The sequence below is a fragment of the Leisingera sp. JC1 genome (assembly GCF_001679925.1).
Taxonomy (GTDB): Bacteria; Pseudomonadota; Alphaproteobacteria; order Rhodobacterales; family Rhodobacteraceae; genus Leisingera.
This window is the reverse complement of the sequence record NZ_LYUZ01000120.1, coordinates 1-19,306: the sequence shown is the minus strand read 5'-3', so window position 1 is coordinate 19,306 and position 19,306 is coordinate 1. Positions and strand designations below refer to the sequence as shown.

Annotated in this window: 12 protein-coding genes and 3 pseudogenes; all 15 read left to right on the top strand. The window is 58.3% G+C overall.

From position 1 onward, the window contains the following. Positions 1–194: pseudogene (locus tag A9D60_RS19820) on the top strand (IS5/IS1182 family transposase); the annotation flags it as partial. Further along, positions 157–1,119: pseudogene (locus A9D60_RS27395) on the top strand (AAA family ATPase); the annotation flags it as partial. The pseudogenes A9D60_RS19820 and A9D60_RS27395, both read left to right, overlap by 38 nt. A gap of 1,041 nt (positions 1,120–2,160) precedes the next feature. Next, positions 2,161–3,873 (top strand): recombinase family protein, encoded by a 1,713-nt coding sequence (locus A9D60_RS19805; protein ID WP_065269193.1) that lies wholly within the window; start codon positions 2,161–2,163, stop codon positions 3,871–3,873. A gap of 407 nt (positions 3,874–4,280) precedes the next feature. Beyond that, positions 4,281–4,607 carry a hypothetical protein gene (locus A9D60_RS19800; RefSeq protein ID WP_175392992.1) on the top strand — a complete coding sequence of 109 codons (327 nt, stop codon included), beginning with the start codon at positions 4,281–4,283 and terminating at the stop codon, positions 4,605–4,607. 469 nt (positions 4,608–5,076) lie between these two features. Beyond that, positions 5,077–5,505 (top strand): hypothetical protein, encoded by a 429-nt coding sequence (locus A9D60_RS26240; protein ID WP_141117987.1) that lies wholly within the window; start codon positions 5,077–5,079, stop codon positions 5,503–5,505. A gap of 1 nt (position 5,506) precedes the next feature. Continuing rightward, positions 5,507–7,363: a Hint domain-containing protein gene (locus A9D60_RS27090; RefSeq protein WP_254656745.1), complete on the top strand. Its 1,857-nt coding sequence runs from the start codon at positions 5,507–5,509 to the stop codon at positions 7,361–7,363. Positions 7,364–7,373: 10 nt separating this feature from the next. Beyond that, on the top strand, positions 7,374–7,760 hold the full coding sequence (locus A9D60_RS19785) for a toxin-activating lysine-acyltransferase (RefSeq protein ID WP_065269190.1): 387 nt from the start codon (positions 7,374–7,376) through the stop codon (positions 7,758–7,760). Positions 7,761–7,778: 18 nt separating this feature from the next. Beyond that, positions 7,779–12,287, top strand: coding sequence for a hypothetical protein (locus A9D60_RS19780; protein WP_065269189.1), 4,509 nt, complete (start codon positions 7,779–7,781; stop codon positions 12,285–12,287). Positions 12,288–12,675: 388 nt separating this feature from the next. Next, complete coding sequence (locus tag A9D60_RS19775; protein ID WP_065269188.1) at positions 12,676–13,050, top strand: helix-turn-helix domain-containing protein; 375 nt, start codon at positions 12,676–12,678, stop codon at positions 13,048–13,050. 997 nt (positions 13,051–14,047) lie between these two features. Beyond that, on the top strand, positions 14,048–14,881 hold the full coding sequence (locus A9D60_RS19770) for a hypothetical protein (RefSeq protein ID WP_065269187.1): 834 nt from the start codon (positions 14,048–14,050) through the stop codon (positions 14,879–14,881). 32 nt (positions 14,882–14,913) lie between these two features. Further along, a complete protein-coding gene (locus A9D60_RS26670; RefSeq protein WP_175392991.1) occupies positions 14,914–15,090 on the top strand; it encodes a hypothetical protein in 177 nt (58 codons plus the stop codon). Positions 15,091–15,139: 49 nt separating this feature from the next. Further along, positions 15,140–15,277 carry a hypothetical protein gene (locus A9D60_RS27080; RefSeq protein WP_254656744.1) on the top strand — a complete coding sequence of 46 codons (138 nt, stop codon included), beginning with the start codon at positions 15,140–15,142 and terminating at the stop codon, positions 15,275–15,277. Positions 15,278–15,436: 159 nt separating this feature from the next. Further along, positions 15,437–17,137, top strand: a complete 1,701-nt coding sequence (locus tag A9D60_RS19760; protein WP_065269185.1) for a site-specific integrase — start codon at positions 15,437–15,439, stop codon at positions 17,135–17,137. Beyond that, positions 17,134–18,177, top strand: a complete 1,044-nt coding sequence (locus A9D60_RS19755; RefSeq protein ID WP_065269184.1) for a tyrosine-type recombinase/integrase — start codon at positions 17,134–17,136, stop codon at positions 18,175–18,177. The genes A9D60_RS19760 and A9D60_RS19755 overlap by 4 nt, the downstream gene beginning before the upstream one ends. After that, positions 18,174–19,058 (top strand): annotated as a pseudogene (locus A9D60_RS19750) (recombinase family protein); the annotation flags it as partial. The gene A9D60_RS19755 and the pseudogene A9D60_RS19750, both read left to right, overlap by 4 nt. Between the last annotated feature and the right edge of the window lie 248 nt (positions 19,059–19,306).

Here is a 19,306-nt window from a genome sequence, read left to right as displayed (position 1 = left end):
GGGCGTTCTGGAAACGATGGACGGGATACCACACCCGCAGCCGCGCAGAAGCCAGGATGCGCTGCCTCAAGGCCTTCGGCGAGCGCATCGCCGCGAGAGACCCAGATAGCCAAACCGCTGAAATCCACATCTGCGTCGCACTCATCAACCGCTTCAATGCCCTCGGCACCGCCGAGATCGTCCGCGTGGCCTGAACCTGAAGGGGAAAGGGGAAGTCACGCCTCAAGACGCCTTTCTGCAACAATGCCCAAGCCAGGCACCGGCAAAAGTTATCTGGCCAGGGCAATGGGAGGGAGCGCCGAAGTTAATTGCATCGAGACCAGCTGCGCTGAATGGCAGGCCGACGGTCACTTGGGTAACCTCCTGCTTGCGATGCGCAAAAGCTTCGATGAAGCGAAGAAGAATGTTCCCTGTATCCTTTTTTTGGATGAGATTGACGCGATCGGTTCCCGCGACAGCGTCGGCGACAACAGTGCCAGCTACAGGCGCCAGGTGGTCGCCGGGTTCCTTGAGCAGATGGACCGCGTCAGCCTGGAGGAAGGGATCATGGTCGTCGGTGCCTGCAACCACCCGGAGCACCTAGACCCCGCGGTGCTGAGAGCCGGGCGGTTTGACATCAAGATCGAGATGCCGCTGCCAAGCAAGGCGATGCTGCAGCACCTCCTTGCTGAGCGGCTGCAGGACGCATTCCCTGAGGGGGATCTGCGGCAGCTGGCACGGGAATGTATCGGAAAGACCGCCGCCGACGTGGACGCCGCGGTGCGCTCTGCTCGCAGTGAAGCCCGGCACAGCGGCTGCCCGCTCGATCTGCAGCTTCTGCGCCGCCATCTCGGTGTCAGGGAGCTGGAGGAGAACCACGGCCTGCTTTATCGCATTTGCGTCCATGAATGCGGCCACGCCATCGCCGCCTGGATCTTCGGAGAGGCGATCACGCAGGTCCGGGTGGCTGCCGCAGGCGGAACAATCGAACGGGATGTTCCCCCGAATCCGGGTCTGGCGTCAGATTTCGACCGTCAGCTCTACGTCCACCTCGCGGGGCGGGCGGCGGAGCGGCTCATCTTTGGGACTGTGTCCGCGGGCGCTGGCGGCAGCGCCACGTCCGACCTCGGAAAAGCAGCTNCACGCAGGTCCGGGTGGCTGCCGCAGGCGGAACAATCGAACGGGATGTTCCCCCGAATCCGGGTCTGGCGTCAGATTTCGACCGTCAGCTCTACGTCCACCTCGCGGGGCGGGCGGCGGAGCGGCTCATCTTTGGGACTGTGTCCGCGGGCGCTGGCGGCAGCGCCACGTCCGACCTCGGAAAAGCAGCTCGGATGGTCCTGGCGATGGATTTTGAACTGGGTTTAGGGACCTTCGGCAACGGCTGGTTCGGACCGCAGGATCCGGCGCAGCTGGCAGAACCCGACCGCAAACGCCTCCGTGAGAAGCTCGACTACGCAGAGGACCACGCGCGTGCATTGCTGTACCCACATCAGCGGCTGTTGCAGGACATGGCTGCGGCTTTGGTGCGTGAGCGTGAGTTCGATGCCAAGGCGGTCCGGTCCTGGCTGCGTGACGTGCCGCGCAAAAATGGCCCAGAGCAGGTCCTGGACCAGTAGATGCGTTCGCCAAACAAGCCGCGCCGCCGCGAGGTTTGCACAAAGCTAATGTGCAAACTTCCGCGGCGCAGGCTCCGGTTGGCCAAAAATCCGGATAATTCCCTTCCGGAAAGGTGTTGCCCGCACGGCGGACGCCGCCGGTCCAGCCGCAAGGACGGGCACCTCAGCGCCCCGTCCCCGAGCAAACCGGCCCAAACGGCAGGTTGTCCACATAAACCCGGCCCCGGGTCGGCATCTCCCCCCTTTCACGGGGTCCGCCGCCCTCCCTCTCCCGATATGATGAAGCCAACAGCCGCCGGGGCAGTTCCCGGCCAGATCAGCAGCATCAAAAAAACGCCCCGGGCACCGGCCTGGGAGCGGCGGGAGACCTCGGCCTATGGCACGGGACCAGAAGAGCTATGTCAATTCCAGAGGGACAGCCTGTCACTCCGGCACTTCTCAGACAAACGGCCGGGCCAACTGCCCGGTCCCGCTTCTGCACATCATCCAGCTCCTTGCCCGCCAGGCTGCTCATGAAGACATCGCGGCACAAAGGAGCAAACCGCCTTCGAAGGAATAAACCATGAATGCAACACCCGGTCTCCGCGCTGCCATCTACGCCCGGTACTCCACAGACAAACAGAAAGACACATCGGTCGAGGACCAGATCCGGCTGTGCCGCCGTCTGTGTGAACAGAAGGGGTGGCAGGTAACGGAAGTTTTCACGGATCATGCGCTCAGCGGCAAGAATGCCCTCCGTCCGGGATACCAGCGCCTGATCCAGGCCGCAGAACGCGGCGGTATCGACGTCATTGCCGCCGAAAGCCAGAACCGCCTCTCGCGGGACATGGCGGATTCCGCAAGCCTGCTGAAGCGCATGAACTTCTTCGGAGTCAAGATCCACACGGCTTCGGAGAATGAGCTGGATGACATGAAGGTCGGCGTCGGCGGGCTGGTGTCCACCATGTTCCTCAAGGACCTGGCCCAGAAGACACGGCGCGGGCTGGAGGGGCGCGTCGCGAAGGGCAAAAGCGCAGGAGGCATTTCCTACGGCTACCGGGTGAAGCGTGAGATCCTGCCCGACGGCATGCTCAGCACCGGAGACCGGGAGATCGAACCGGAGGAGGCCGCCGTCATCAATCGGATCTTCCGGGATTACGCAGACGGGCTTTCCGCCCGCACGATTGCAGCTGCCCTGAACGCCGAAGGGGTAACTGCCCCGCAGAGCGGCAAAGGAACCGGCACCTGGAACCCTTCGACGATCTCCGGGAACATCAAACGCGGCTCCGGCATCCTGAACAATGAGCTCTATATCGGGCGCCTGGTCTGGAACCGGCTGACCTACGACACCAACCCCGACAGCGGGAAACGGCTGTCCCGCCTCAATCCGCCGGAAGACTGGATCACGGAGGATGTCCCCGGCCTGCGTATTCTGGATGATCAGCTCTGGCAGGCGGTGAAGACGCGCCAGGGGGAGGTGCGGCAAGCGATGAACCCGGCGGGTGTTCTGAGGGAACGGCCGAAGCTGGAACGCGCGCGCCGCCCCACCTATCTGCTGTCAGGCCTCTTGCGCTGTGCCTGCTGCGGCGCCAGCTACACGCTGATCAACAAGACGCGCTACGGCTGCGCAGGCGCCCGCAACAAGGGTGCTGCGGTCTGCACTAACCGCGCCACCATCGGCCGGGCAGAAGTGGAAGAGCGGGTGCTTTCCGGGCTGAAGCAGCGCCTGCTGGCACCGGACCTGCTGGCGCAGTTCGCGGAGGAATACCGCAAGGCGTTCAACGACGCCGCCGCGGGGGCCTGCCAGGACCGGCAGAAGGCCGAACGCTCCCTCAAGAAGGTGGAGAGCCGGATCTCAAACATCCTGACCGCTATTGAGGACGGCATGTACACCGCCTCGATGAAGGACAAGATGTCTGAACTGGAGAGAGAGAAGGCCCGCCTGGAGGCGGTCATCACGGACAACCCGGAGCCCCCTGCCCTGCGGCTGCATCCGAGCCTGTCGGCGCGGTACCGGGAGCTGATCGAGGATCTTGCTGGCGCCCTGAACGCGCCAGAGGTGCGGCGGGAGGCAACGGCGTCGCTGCGGGCGCTGATTTCAGAGGKGCGGATGGTTCCGGACGCAGACGCACCCGGGGGCCATCAGCTTGAACTTGTTGGGGAATTGGCGGGTCTGATGTTTTTGGGGAGCGCCGAATCGAAAAAGCCCCCGCTTTTTGCGGAGGCTTGGTCGGAAACGCTGGTTGCGGGAGCAGGATTTGGCCTTTACCGAACAAACACCACTCTAGGTAAGTAACTACCATTCAACCGGGCGCGCTGGCGACAGCAAATGCCGACTATTTTCCCTGGTCCAAAGTTGTGACAATGCTTACCTCAGCAGAGCTTCTCACCCGGCTGCCGTCATCCGGCGCAACTAAAGCCTTTTCCTTGTCGAGCCAAATCAGTAGCCCTCCCTTACCCTGAACGAGTTGCTGCAAGCCGATCCGTTTGCCTTGCGATTGCGGGCAAGTGGAAACTTGGTCACACTACCCGCCAGACCCTCTTGATTAGCGAAGAGAATCACTCTCGGCGAAAGCTGCGCAACGACGTCAGAGCACGGTGAACAGCTATCTGCGGCGTCTTGCCGGGTTTTCCGGACCCGCCACGGCGCTCTTCCCGGTGATACGCAAAAACGGCAGGGCTGATCCGGATCTGGCAATCAGCGTGAAAGACGCGCGTAGCATCCTGGCGGAGGCCAGCCTGCTGGCAGGGGGCAGGAAAGAGCTGACATCCTACACCATCAGGCACTATGCGGTTGCGCGGATGCTGAAGGCCGGGCACAGCCTGGATGCGATCCGGTATGAAAGCAGCTACTCCGATCTGAAACCAATCCGAAGCGTTGCGCGACAGTACGGTTTGGCCGCCAGCCGGGATCCGGGCTTAACGCCGCCCGCCCTGCAGGGCGTCTGTGTCGCCGGGACTGTTGTTTATGAGGCGCTTGAGAAGTTCTATCCGCGTCGTCTTTATGATCCCGTTGGGGATAGGGGGTAAGCGGCGGGCAGCCGAAGACTAGGGAAGATGGACCTTTCCGGGTCGGCGCGCTCTGGAGGCCCTCGGCGGAAGGCGGTTGCTTGTGCTGCACTTCTGGCGGCAGGCCCGGATGTGGCTGTTTCTAATAGACACACCGCAACTATAACGTTAATGCTTGTCAGCATAACGCCCGAGACGGCCCTTCACGCGTTGGTCAGTGCAACCTTTGACCGCTTTCTTGACAGTTGGGCGAGCCGGATTGAGATGTCACAGATGACACACGTCGTGTTCTGTTTGCGGCGCAATTAGAGGACTCCACTATAGACACGCCTCAACTACAAACCTAGAGAAGCAGTCGACCAGTGCTTTTCGGGACCACCGCTGCTGGAGCGCAGCACACCAACGTTCAATTGGAAAAGAATCGACTGATTGACTGCTCTATTCCTGTGTGGAGTTGAATTAGAGCGAGCGGCTACAGAGAGAGGCGGCTGTGATTATACCGTTTAAAATAATAATTCGCATCCTATCACTGCCGCTGATTTTATTTTTTACCGCCGCTGTGGTTTTATCTCTATCCAAAATTTATACATCCGCACCCTCTGCCGTGCCAACTTCTTGTGCTTGCGAATTTCTATCGACCAGAATGTTTATAATTGCCGCCAGTTCAGTACTATTTGCTCTGGTATCTGATTTCTTTAGCATATCACCTTATAAAATGATCGCGCTGTTGTTAATTTTGGTGACTCTAACTTTTTTAGTGACTCCAGGGGATGTGGAGTATGGAGACCTTAAAGCAACGACTGGGTTACAGAGCAATGAATGTGTTCAGTGGGGGATGAGGTTCGTGTTTTGCATGTGGGGAGCAGGGTTGGTGATGTTGAAAGCAGTTCAAACCTTATCGAAATACAAGGGCAATTAAAATGATTGATGGCGAATTGGAAGTGCCGAGCACTACAAACACTCAAAAGTTTCTTGCTGTTGCTGGGGCAGTCTTAAGCTATGGAGGCGATGGTGCTCAGGCTGCGGGATCTATTGTCGAGAATGCCACAGAGAGTGCCGCTTCCTTTATTAATCAAAATTATGTGACCGACCCTAGTGCTTCAGCTTTGTTAAGAAGTGGAGCTGAGACCGTTGAAAACACCGTGCTGGCAGCAGGAAAGTTTGGCAAGGCCTTTTCATCCTTAGCTTCATCAGCAGCGTCTTGGGGTTCGTCGCTTTTCTACTATTCGGCCGGCACATTGAGAAATATTCAGCTGGAAGAAGCTGGTATTCAACCTGTTTATGATACCGATATTTTGTCTGAAATTGACATTGGAGTGTTTTCATGGAACTATTCCGAACCGTCAATAGAGCATGAAACTAGTCTATCTGCCAGCCGACGACAAGTTTTGAATGGCCTAGATGATGCTGTTACCAGCCTAAGAGAGGTGATTTCAGATTCAAGTCTGAATATTTCAAATCCTGACAAACTGGATGCGGCGCTTGCAGCCCTTCTTCAAGCTAGACAACTCGCTGATACGTCAAGTGATTTAGCTGTGGCCGTGCGGTACATAGGCGAAAGCATGGAGGCAGTCCAATCAGCCACGAATGAGCTGTCGGAAGCTTTTCAGGCCGAAATTACAAAAGCTTCCCAGCAATTTGACGAATTGAATCCGTATATCGGAGATGGAGCGGAAGAATTTGTTGAGCTACTAGAGCGCATGAGCAATTCAGGTGCCGAATTCGTGGATATGGGATCAGACGCTTACGCAGCGCTTGCTTCTTTTGTCTCAGCGGGGGGAGCTCTTACGGAAGTGGCTCTGGAAGAATTCATAGAAGCAAATCTGCCGCGTGAAGTTTTGTTGAGCCTGCCGTTGAGGCATGAACAGAGAGAACTGCTTATAGATGTTATCTACGAAGACAAAAAATGCTTTGCGGCGGGCACACTGATCAGCATGGCAGATGGTTCGCAAAAGCCAATTGAGGAAGTCGCAGCTGATGATTGGGTGCTTTCGTTTGATCAGAATTCTGGCCAGACTGTGCCTGGTCGCGTCACGCGCACGTTCCAGAACGATGCCAAAATCCTGTTGGACTTCCACGGCACCCGGGTAACCCCCGGCCACGTCTACTACCGCCCCGACAGCAAGAAGCCGTACAAGTTCGAAACGCTGATCGATGTGCTGCGCGATGATGGGGTGATCCAGCATCAGGACGGCAGTCTGATCCGCGCCGCCACCAACGTGCCCGTTGGCGACCCGCGCGACTGTTTTGTCAAAGCGGTCACCGGCCCCCGCAGCGCGGATGGCAGTGTTGAAGCCAAGGACCAGGGCCGCATCCGCCTCGGTACCCGCTTCCTCGCGGGCGAGGGTAAGAGCCGCAAATCATGGTCCGTGGCCGATCTCATCGAAGCCGGGGGCGGAATTGTCGGTGATGACGAGCTGATCCGCGTCGGCGAGGGCGAGCCGATGCCGTTCCATTGGGAATTCGGCGATACGCTGCCCAAGCCCGAAGACTTCGTTCTAGCCTGTTCCGGCACCACGCTGGAGGACATCTACAAGGCGGCGGAATGGGAAAGCCAGGGCCCGCGCCTGCCCGCACCGGCGGTCCTGGACGGCGGCCCGGTGCGACCCCTGTCCGATGCCGCCCTTGCGGCCATGCCGCGCAACGAACCGCTTGAGGTGGCCCATGCGCCGACGGCGGCTGAGGCGCCGCGCCGGGGGCTGAACCGCAAGCAGCGCAAGGCGATGGAAGCCCGGCAGCGCAAAGCGGCCAAAACCCGCAAGCCTGTGCTGAACTGAGGGGGCGGGCATGACGGAAGAAAAGGGCAAGTTCCCCACCGTTGACGCGCCGACCTTTGCATCGGTGATGGGACAGGCTGTCTGGCTCATGTCGATGTCCAAGGATCACCGCGAACTGCCGATCAAGACTGTCGAGGACCTGCTGTCCCCGGCGATCCTGCTGAAGCAGTTCCGGCTCTACTCGCAGGGCATGCAGCCGCTGGCCTTTGTGATCTGGGCCAGCGTGTCCGATGAGGTCAAGGCGCGGCTGGAGAGCGGCAACAAGAAGCTGGAACTGGCCGACTGGCGCTCGGGCACGAATATCGTCGTGGTCGACTGCATCTCGCCGCTGCATCCGGCAGGCACATTCATTGAGAAATTCATGGCCTCCGCTCAGGACGCTCGGGCAAACGCATAAGCGCGAAAAGAGATTTGAATGACTGATTTTGTGATCCCGCTAGGGACCCGTATTGCTGCATTTAACGCGTCCGCCGCTATGCAGGCCATTGGAGCTGACTCCGGACTTGAAGCTGCTCGGGAATTTGCAGAATACTCCGGGCTGAGCACCTCAGCCCACAAGGTCTATAACTTCGAGGTGGCCGGCACCCACACCTACATCGCCGATGGAATAAGGGTGCATAACACCTCGGTTCTGTCCGCATTGACGCCTGGCGAAACCTTTCAAGACTTCGTGCGCAACAGTGACGGATCAGTAAAATACAACGCCGACGGAACACCTTATGGCTATGTCGCATCGGTCGACGGTGGTTTTGGCACCGTTACGGTTGTCAGAAGCGAAGCGGACGCAAACAGCGACACGACCGAGGTCAGGAAATCCTACGAATACACCCGCGATGGCAAGCGCATACAACTCGAACAGGTTGATACTGTCGCCATCAATCCAGCGACGGGTGAAGAGAAAGTCGTTGGCAGCAAGGTTGTTAGCGCTGACCTGGATGGCATGCGTCTCGGTGAACAGGCAGCTCAAGCTCTGACGCCGTTCCTGGCCAAGGCTCTAGTCGGCGATGACGCTGGGTTTCTAGAAAGCGTTGCCGTGGATACCATTCTTGACACTGTTCTCGGCAACCTTGGCGAGGCCTTCGGCGGTGTCATTCATCACAGTTTCCTGGAGGCCGACACGAACGGGACGGTCATTGACCGTCTCACCGAGATAAGCTTCGAAGACTTCGGTGGTGAACTGATTGTTAACGGCATCGACAGCACGATTTCGGTGATTAACCAGCTGATAATGGCTGAAGTTTTTGAGTCGATTGAACTTGATGGTATTCCCGGTGCCATTGCCGGCACCGTATTGCAGAATGGCTTGACGACCCTGTTGGGTGAAGGGGCGGAACTTCTGATCGGAACAGAGTTCGTTCAAAACCTGATCGACAGCCTGCCGCTTTCCGATGCGTCGGCGGCACTGGTTAAAAACTTCTCTGCAGCGGAATTCCAAATCAACCCGGTTTCATTGGTCGTTAATGCGGTAATCAATGAGATTCTTCCGGATCTTGAAACAGCCGAAGGTGCGGCAGCCTCCGCCCTTACATCCACTCTGACAACTGCTTACCTGGTTATTGTCAAAGAGGTCGCAGCGGCGTTTGCTGGCCCCATTGGAGCTATCGCAGGCTTCTTCGTTGGAAAAGTCTTTGATTTTCTCTTTGACAAAGATCCGCAGGCCTGGACGAATATAGGTTTCGACGCGGAGACCGGCCGTTTCAAGGTTCTGGACACTTGGCAGGATGATGGCGGCAATGTGGAACTATCGCGCAGCCTGGCCGAAACCTATGTTGAGGGCATGAACGGCTTCATCGACGCAGTGAAGGCCGAGAGCCACAATTATGATGAACTGGGGCAGTGGTCCTTTGGGCACTACGAAAGCGCGCTGAAGAACGCTGGCGCTGGTGGCCAAACCTTTGCCGATTTCCAGGCCACCTACGTTAATGCCTATGTGAACGACTTGGCTGATGTTCAGCTGCAGGACGGCCAAAGAACCGCAGTGCGGGCGCTGGAAGCGATCGAGGTAGAACGCCTGTTGCATGAGTTTCAGAACTTCGGCAAGTACAAGGGGATTCTGGACGCGGTCGCGGCAATGGAAGAGCCTGGTGCCGGGTCTTTCACTCTGACCCGCGGGCCGGGCATGCCTGACCATCCCGCTTATGGTTTGACGTTCGGCTGGACGGCCGATCAGGACTTTTCACAGCGGTTCGCGGCCTTCTTGGATGCGGCGGTGAGACAAGCATACGGGACTTTGAAGGCACAGTTCACCACCAAAGAGCGGGACACTCCACCGGTAACGGATTGGAATGGTTTGGTTGCAGCAATGCAAGAAGCTTTGCCGTTTTTTGAGCTCGCGCAAAGGCCCACTAAGATTCACTATGGTGACAAGGTTGAACGCGTTGTCACGGTCTCGTGGGAAGAGTTCCTGGAACCGCAGGTCAAAGTGGAAAGGGATTTTTGGGTAACAACTTACGAGCCTCAAAAAATGATCGGCTCGGTATCTCCGATCACTGGTCAGCAAGACATCCTGGATCAGTTCGGCATCGAAGAGGCCATGTTCTTCACTGAAGAGCAGATCTATCAGCTGATCAACTCCAACTTGCAGATTGCCACGGATTACCACACCTATCTGGAGAATACTGAGGAGATTAACACCCTTATTTCGACAGCGCCGAATTCGACCTTGGCCGCAGGCTGGATCGCGACGCTGACCGCAGCAGAGGAAATGGGCCTTGCCGATCCCTACGACCTGACTGGCGACGCAATCGACAATGTTTTCTATACCGCCGACGGCAACGACACGGTTCGCGGCGCAGCTGGCAATGATCTGATCAAAACATACGGCGGCGATGATGAAATCCAAGGTGGGTCCGGTGCAGATACCTTGTATGGCGGTTCTGGCAACGATATTTTGATCGGCGGCATTAGTTCTGCCCCTACCCCAAAAGTCTTTGTAGCACCAGCGATGTCCTCTGCCGCTTCCGACCTCGTTGCCTACAGCTACTTGGCATCTTATCCGGATCTGGTTGCAACCGATGCGGCAAGCGCTCGCTGGCATTGGGCGAACTATGGCCAGGCCGAAGGCCGCGTCATCACTTTTGATGCCTATTCCTATCTCGCGGCAAACGACGACGTCATTGCCTATCACGGTAACAACCCGACTGCGGCTGCGTATCATTATCTGGTTTTTGGCCAGCACGATGGCCATGCGACCGAATTTGACGCTTTGCAGTACTTGCTGAATTACGCTGACCTCAGAGCGGCTTATGGCTACGATCTTGTTGAAGTGACAAAGCACTATGTCAGGTCTGGGTTTTCGGAAGGTCGCATTTGGCGAGAGGCGACGCCGGATGCTCTTACAGAAGCTGACCTTGAGCAGTATTTTTTGAACCTGGATGGTGCTGACAGCATGATGGGGGAGGCCGGCAATGACACTATTGATGGGGGTGTCGGCAATGACACTCTACATGGAGGCGACGGTGAGGATTCAATTATCGGCGGGGCCGAAAATGATGAGATACATGGTGGCCGTCACTATGACACCATCGATGCGGGCGATGGCCACGACACTGTCTGGGGCGACAATGGCCGGGATTTCATAGACCTCGGTGCCGGCGGAGATGTGTTTTGGGACAACGACCAGCAGGATGAGCACAGCAGCGATACCGTCTACGGCGGGGCTGGGAATGACGTTATCAATGGAGGCGGCGGCCACGATGTATTCTACGGCGATGACGGAGAAGATTCCATCTTCGGCGGGATTGGCAATGACGAAATCCACGGCGGCAGCCAATACGACACCATCGACGCGGGTGCCGGGAACGACACAGTTTGGGGCGACAATGGCCAGGATTACGTCCTGCTAGGTGACGGCGACGACGTCTTCTGGGACAACAGCCAAAACGTCATCCACGGCAACGACACAGTTTTTGGCGGCAAAGGCAACGACACCATTCATGGCGATGGCGGGGAAGACCTGCTGCACGGTGATGACGGAGACGACTTCCTCTATGGCGGCCTAGCCAATGACAAGCTGCTGGGCGGGGCGGGAAGCGACACGCTTGACGGCGGTGCCGGACGGGATGAGGCCGCCTACTGGCATGCATCATCAGGGATCTACGTAGATTTAGCCAACACTGCTGCCAATACTGGTGAGGCGGCAGGCGATGTTTTCGTTTCCATCGAGAACCTTGCTGGCTCGGCACATATGGACACTCTGCGCGGTGATGATGCCACCAATGGTCTTTGGGGCGGGGACCTCCGCGATGACCTGTTCGGGCGCGGCGGAAACGATACCCTTTGGGGCGCCGAAGGGGATGACCGGCTGATTGGAGGTGCCGGCGCTGATGTCCTTGACGGTGGGAGCGGTACCGACGAGGCCGCCTATTGGGACGCTGCCGCCGGGGTGACAGCGAACCTGCTGGATGCATCGAACAACACCGGCGATGCGGCAGGGGATACCTACATCTCAATTGAGAACCTGGCTGGTTCAACCCATGGCGACCTGCTGGTGGGGAACAACGGAGACAACCGGATGTGGGGGATAAAAGGCAATGACTCCATGCACGGTGAAGCTGGAAACGATACCTTGTTTGGCGGGGACGGAGACGACCGCCTGAACGGGAACTGGGGAAACGACAGTCTGAACGGCGGTGAAGGTCAGGACACTCTGAGTGGCGGAAGAAATGATGATGTTCTAACTGGCGGCTATGGCGCTGATACCTTTGTCTTCATGAGAGAGTTTCATCAGGACACGGTGCAGGACTTCGAGACCGGATTGGACACGCTGCAGCTAAGCGGAATGGGCTACTCCTCTGTTACCGAAGCTCTGGGTTTTGCAACCGAAACCGGGGGCAACGTGGTCTTCGACTTCGGCAACGGCGACAAACTGACAGTTTTGAACACCGGTATAGCTGCGCTTCAGGACGATATCATTCTCACCTGATGACCTCCTCCGCCCGGCGGCATGCTCCGCCGGGCGGAGGGGCAATCAGAGAACCCTCTCCTGTATTGCCCAGGGATCGCTATTATCTTCGGACAGATGTTGGTGTGCCGAGCAATCCACACTAGAGGCGAACCGGAACCATCCGCTTATCCATCAGCTTCAAATAGATCCAGCAACCCAGTTTTCTTTAGACGCCGGACATCCTTCACGCGGAACAAAGCAGAGGCAACTTCCTGGGAAAACCCGATTGCCTAGACATCCGTGATCAGCCGCAGCTGCGCATTTGTTCTAGCTGCTAAATTCATGGTCAGGCATCTTCTCATAGTACGGACCTGGGCTGTCGCAGGCTTGGTGCGTCTGATGAAACAATAGTTCGAAAGGCCGCTTCATGCCGCATCCAATTGATGTTCATATCGGCGGAAAGATCCGTCATCGCCGAAGGTTTGTCGGAAAAGGTCAACCGCAACTGGCGTCTGAAGCAGGTGTCAAGTTTCCGCAAATCCAAAAGTACGAGACGGGTGAGAACAAAATCTACGTCTCTCGTCTTTGGGAGATCGCGGTCGCCCTTGGAGTGGATGTAGCATTTTTTTTTGAAGGCTTGAGTGAACCCACCAGAGCCTCCGGCAAGAAGCACCTCGCTCCAGAAATTTCTAAATCAAAAGAAACTGCAGATCTCATGAGAATCTATTACAGCCTTTCCGAAGTGCAACGCGCCCAGATTTCAGATTTGGTGAAAGCGCTGAAATCCAAATGTCAGGATTGAAATTCCGGGCTTGATCTGACAAGCACGATGCTGAGCACCACAGACAAGGTCATCAAACAAAAAACCGGGCCGCTTAACCTGGCAGAAGAACTTAGCGACGTCTCCAAGGCTTCCCACCTCATAGACTGCAGCCGGGATTCGTTCCACAGTTACAGTAAAGCAGTTGCGGACAGTAGCGTGACTACTCCTTTCGAACACGTCTGGTGCAAACGCAAACTGGCAAGACCGCTCCCAACCACTCGGTTTGACACGTTGCAGAGTAACCACTGAAACTTTCGCGACAATACCCGGCCCCCGCTCCTTCCCCCCGGCTTGCAGGGGAAGGCCCTTCGCTTCCTGGCTCGTATCCACGCAATGCCATTTGTCGGTGGCCAGCCGCTTCCCCGCAGGCTTCTCACCTGCCCCGCCTTGGTCACGTATGAACTTGGCGGTCCCCGATCCAGCAAGCCGCCTGAGGGCAGCTTTACCGGCCGGTGGGTTTTGTTGTCACGTTTCTGCGCCGGGCCAGAAGGAGCCGCGTCGGCGCGGGATGGGGTGGTCCCCGAACCATAGCTCATCTTTCGAGGCCGGCAGGCGAGCGCGCCGTGGTCACCGCTTTTCAAGGTCGTTCGCGAGGAAAAGCAGCGAGTGTAAACCAGGCGCAACGGAGACGGGTTGAACCCGGTCCCGGCCTGAAACCTCCGCATTCGCGGTTCTGCTGTATAAGTGTATTGATTTGCATCTTTGTTCCCTGCCACCCGATCCTGCCAGAAGCAGAACGAGAGCTGGCCCGAAGCGCCGTAGCCCTCACATAGCGCAGGCGGTTCGGGCCAGCGTGGCTTCCAATATCTTCACCACTCAAGCCGTTCCCCTTTCGTTGTTACTTATATGTGTAACGGTTTTGGGGGTTGAGTCGCCTTGCATCTCATCATTTCTAGCAAGATCCTGAAGTTATCATTTTGGATGGGTTTCATGGGAAGTGAGCATCCAACGCGCTTTGGCCAACGTGAGGGGAACCATGCCGAACGAAACCGCAGCCTCGAGACAAGCCGATGAAGAAAAGGCGTACGAGGCGGAGAACTACTCAATCTACCTGCATATGGACGGCGTTAAATGCTCTACAGCTTGGCGGCTTGGCAGCTACGGTGTGAGCGGAGTGCTGAGTTCAGACATGAAGACCCACTTGGGTGACAGGTTTTCGCTACCAAAAAAATTGGTGGAGCGGCTCTCGATTGAACTTGGGCATTGCCTCAACAACGACGACGACGTCGCGATCAATCTACTCGAGATCAACAGAACCCAGGCTATTGAGAAGGGCAGAAAGCTTCTCAGGAAGCTGATCCGCCAGTCCAAGAACGAAGCCTGCAAGCCGCAAGAACTGCTGGCCGATCTTGAGAAGCTGTCGCCATTTTTTGCGGCTAGCCCTGAGGACGCAACCTTGCTGCCGCAAGCCCTATCCGCCTTGGAAAACTCAGAGGCTATCACGCCGGACATCCATGCAGCACTTGAGCGCCTTCGCAGAACGCCCGGCGCAGCGGCAGATATGTCTCCGCGCGATAAACGCCGGGCACACGATAAGCGGCGCCAGTACATCGTAGAGACTTGTTGCTACGCTTGGAAAGACGCCGGGCATTCGCTGACCTACACGACATTCTCAGATGGCCGAAGAGGTGGCCAGCGGCAGGGCATCCTGATCGAGTTCATCCAAACTGTAGTCGGGATGATCACCGTCCCGAGCCATGGGCTAAGCGGCGAAACGATCCGCAGGGACATTGACCGTTTTCGTGATGCGCTCGCCCACGAAGAGGAAGAATTCTGGGCTCCTCCAGAGTTCGGCAATCAATACACTTAGCGTGGTCCTAGCTGCACGGTCATGGTCAGCCCATGACACGTGCGCCCTCCAAACGGCAGCAAGGTGCATCTGACCTGCACAAGATCACCAATGCTGCTCTCTCCCTCGCTCGCCTGCTGGGCGATGCGGCTGCGAAGGACGTGCATGCTACCGGTAGCTGCCAAGAAGAGGCCGATCCCAATGCCCGCGAAAGCAAAAATTGCGAATGATCCAGGCGTCCGCCTGAAGACGGTCAAAGAAGTCGCGTTGGAAGATAACGTGTCCGAAAAGACCGTGCGCCGTGCCATCTCCGCGGGCCTTCTGGAGGTGATCCGGATTGGCCCCGGCGGCCGCCTGATCCGCATTCATCCGGAGGCCCACACTGCCTACCGCCGCCGCTGCTCCTGGCAGGCATAGCGACCTCATATGTCATTTTAAGTCAACAAGTTAGCCACCTATCGGGAAGACACCCTGCCCGTAAATTTCGAACTATCTGTGCTAGAGTTCTCCCGAATCGGGCGGCCTGTCCACAGCTGTCCACCCGAGACCAACTTTGACCGGTGTGAGGCCATCCCGATGATACAGCAGAAGGCGATTTCTCTCGATCACGCGTTTGTTCCTTCAGGTACACTCAGCTTCCAGGATCTGATCGACAGCATCTCCGCACAGGGCTCGCTTTTCCCCACCCGCCAACGCGACATGATCTCGGGCCTCAAACGCGTCGCACATGCGCTCGGGCTGCCGCCCAGTGACATTCCTTGCGACGGCCGGTGGCTTCAACCCCGGCTTTCCAAGGTCAGCCCTGCGCTGATCGGCATCAAGCCAAAAACCTGGCAAAACGCGGTGAGCAATGCCCGGGCGGCGATGGCCGAACACGGCATCCTTGAGCGGCGCCATCGCCGCATTGGCGATCTGAGCGAACCCTGGCGCCTTCTGTGGGATCAGGTCTGTGGAATGGACGACAAGACCCTGCAGACCGCACTTGTCCGCTTCGTGCATTTCCTGAACCGCATTGCGGTTGACCCTGGCGCGGTGAGAGAACAGCACGCTCTAGCCTATCGCGGTGCCCTCGAACACAACGAGATCAGCAAGGATCCTGAAAAGAGCTACAGAGCGGCGGTCAATGGGTGGAACCTCGCCATCCGCCGGGTTCCGGGCTGGCCTGCAAATCCCATTGCACTGCCCAACCGCCAAAAGAAAATCCGCATCTCGGAAGAGGCGTTCCCGGCTGCGTTCAAAGATGATGCCAATTTACTAATTGCCAGCCTGGGCAATGCAGATCCGCTGTCAGAAAGCGGCCGGAGCCGCGCTCTGCGCCCCGCAACCCTGAAGCAGTACCGCCGCCAGATCATGCACTTTGCCTCCGAGCTGGTGCACTCGGGTCTGGACGCCTCGGAGATCACCGGTGTTGCCTTGCTGCTCGATCCCGCGATTGCCGAACGCGGCCTGCGGCAGATGCTTGCCAGAAACGGGAACAAGACATCCCGCAGCATCAGTGAGGTGGCAGCGCTTCTGCGCAACCTTGCCAAGGTCCTCGACGCTTCTCAGGAAACGCGCGAACAATTGACGATTCTTGCCTCCAAGGTGACTGCCCGCTCGCAGAATGGCATGACGCCAAAGAACCGGGAACGCCTCCGTCTGCTGCAAGTGCCAAAGCACAGGCTACGCCTTCTGCAACTGCCCGAGCAGGTCTTTGAGCGGCCCGCGGGCAAGAGACAGCCGTATCTTACTGCCCTTGCCCGTGAGGACGCGCTGGCCATCGCCATACTGCTGGTGTGCCCCATCCGGGTGAAGAACCTCGCCGGTCTGGAATTTGATCGCCATATTCAGCGCCCCGGTGACGGCCGTGTCTTTCTTAGCCTCTCTGAGGATGACACAAAAACCGGCCGCCCGATCGAATTCGAGCTCCCGCCAGACCTTGTGCGCCTTCTCGATGCCCACCTTGCATCCAGAGTTCCTTACATGTGCCCAGCTGGCACTCCCTACCTTTTTCCGCAGCGGTCGGGCGAAGACCCTGTTGAACCTTCAGTGCTGGCTGGGCGCATTGCACGGCGGGTCCGCAAGGAAACCGGGCTCACAGTCAATGCCCACCTGTTTCGCCACTTCGCCGTGATGAACTGGCTCGACGCCAACCCCGGCGGATACGAAGTCGCCCGCCGCCTGCTTGGTCACTCGGAGCTCAGTCACACCATCAACATGTACTCTGGGTTAGAAGCCAAATCTGCAACCCGTGCGTTTGCCGACCTGGTTGCTGGACTGAAGCGAGGTGCTGAATGAGTCTCATCCTGCCGCTCCCGCAGTGGCCTGCCGCAGACCAGACCATGTGGGCTGCTCTTTTTGCCGACTGCGGTCCCCTCGACGGCCAAGGCCCTCTCATCCATCTGCGCAAGACATCGCGCCACACGCTTTCGCTTCGATACGGGCAGTGGTTGAAGTGGCTTGCCTCAACCGAGCCGTCTACCCTTGCCTGCGCCCCGGTCGAACGGGTGACCCGCACACGGTTGGTTCAGTGGCTGAGCTCGTTGGACCGTCTGGCAGACATGACGCGCCTGATGCTTGTGGACGGTGTGCTCCGGGTGGCCATGGCCGCGGCCCCGGGTCGCGATTGGTCCCAGGAAACCAAGCTGCGCAAGCGCCTCAAGTACCACGCAGGGCGCGGTTTGCAGTCCCGCAAGCACGGCCGCATCCTCTCCAGCGCGGTTCTGCTGGAAGCTGGGCTCAAGCTGGTCGAATCTTCGGCATCACGCCTTGATCATTCGCTCTACGCGGCAACGGACATGCGAGACGGCGCGATGATTTCACTACTTGCCTTGATGCCCATACGCCTGCGCGCGCTCGCAGGCCTGGAACTCGGTAACTCGTTCATTGTCGGTCAGGATCTCATCCTGGTTTCCATTCCGGAAGATTTGAGCAAGACCGGTCAGCCCTGGGAGGCAGAGGTTCCTCCTCAGGCTGCGGCAGCTTTGCGTGCCTATATAGACAAAGCCCGCCCCCTTTTGGCGCAGCGCGGCCAAGGCAACATCTCTAGCCTTTGGCTTAACCGCAAAGGGAACGGCTTGCGTTATACAGGTATTGGGCGGTGCATCGCCCGGCAAACCCTGCGCATGACCGGCGTTCGGGTTCCACCCCACTTCTTTCGCGATGCCGCAGCCACGACCCTGGCAAGAAGCTCGCCCGAAAGTGCGCGCCTCATTCGCGGCGTCCTCGGACACAAAGGATTCAGAACAGCCGAACGGCACTACATCCATGCACAGACTATCGAGGCAGGACGCGACTACGCCTCCCTGATTGCCCGGCTGAAGGAGAATCGCCAATGACCCGAGCCGCCATTTACACCCGCTTTTCCAGCCAGATGCAGCGCGAGGCGTCGATTGAGGACCAGCTGCGGCTCTGCCGGGAACGCGCCGCGTCCGAAGGCTGGCGTGTCGCCGACAACTTCTCCGACCGCGCCATCTCCGGCGCTTCCATGCTGCGGCCCGGCCTGCAAGCGCTGTTCCAAGCCGCACAGGACGGACAGTTCGATGTGGTTCTGTCGGAAGCCCTGGACCGGCTCAGCCGTGATCAGGCCGACATTGCGGCGATCTACAAACGCCTCTCCTTCACCGGAGTGCGTATCGTCACCTTGGCCGAGGGAGAGATCGGTGAACTGCACGTGGGCCTCAAGGGCACCATGAACCAGCTCTTCCTGAAAGACTTGGCTGACAAGACACGCCGCGGTTTGCGCGGGCGCGTCGAAGCCGGGCGCTCGGGCGGTGGTAACAGCTATGGCTACGACGTGATCCGCTGCCTTGGCGCCGACGGGCTGCCGGTGACCGGTGAGCGGCGCATCAATGAACCCGAGGCCGCCATCATCCGGCGCGTCTTCGCGGAGTTCGCTACCGGGCACTCTCCCAAGGCCATTGCCCGGCGCCTAAACAACGAAGCCATTCCCGGCCCCCGCGGCAAACTCTGGCGGGATACGGCAATACGCGGACACCGCGCGCGCGGCACCGGGCTCCTGAACAATGAACTCTATATCGGCCGCCTCGTCTGGAACCGGCTTCGCTACGTGAAAGATCCGCAAACCGGCAAGCGTGTCTCGCGCCTCAATGATCCGTCTGACTGGATTACCACAGAAGTGCCGGAGCTGCGCATCGTCGATGACAGCCTCTGGGAGGCCGTGAAAGCGCGCCAGGGGAAAATTGAGGCCGAGCCCCGGGTGTGAGTGCTGGACGTAATCTCCCCAAAACGGCTGGATGAAAATTCCCCAGTTTGGCGCCGATGCCGATGATCAGGGGGGCATGCCCCCCTGATCATCGGTCGCGCATACTTCCCCTGTAGAGGCCAATGGAAAGGCTCGCAGGTGGTGGGATTGAGGGAGATCGTGATGATCTTTGAATTGAAGCGGCAGGGCCTTGGCATCAGCGCAATCGCGCGGCAGACCGGGCTCGACCGCAAGACGGTAAG

Excerpts from the sequence above, each read along its gene's own strand:
- A9D60_RS19785 (WP_065269190.1), top strand. The coding sequence starts at position 7,374 with ATGACGGAAGAAAAGGGCAAGTTCCCCACCGTTGACGCGCCGACCTTT.
- A9D60_RS27090 (WP_254656745.1), top strand. The coding sequence starts at position 5,507 with ATGATTGATGGCGAATTGGAAGTGCCGAGCACTACAAACACTCAAAAG.
- A9D60_RS19760 (WP_065269185.1), top strand. The coding sequence starts at position 15,437 with ATGATACAGCAGAAGGCGATTTCTCTCGATCACGCGTTTGTTCCTTCA.
- A9D60_RS19780 (WP_065269189.1), top strand. The coding sequence starts at position 7,779 with ATGACTGATTTTGTGATCCCGCTAGGGACCCGTATTGCTGCATTTAAC.
- A9D60_RS19755 (WP_065269184.1), top strand. The coding sequence starts at position 17,134 with ATGAGTCTCATCCTGCCGCTCCCGCAGTGGCCTGCCGCAGACCAGACC.
- A9D60_RS19770 (WP_065269187.1), top strand. The coding sequence starts at position 14,048 with ATGCCGAACGAAACCGCAGCCTCGAGACAAGCCGATGAAGAAAAGGCG.
- A9D60_RS26670 (WP_175392991.1), top strand. The coding sequence starts at position 14,914 with ATGACACGTGCGCCCTCCAAACGGCAGCAAGGTGCATCTGACCTGCAC.
- A9D60_RS19775 (WP_065269188.1), top strand. The coding sequence starts at position 12,676 with ATGCCGCATCCAATTGATGTTCATATCGGCGGAAAGATCCGTCATCGC.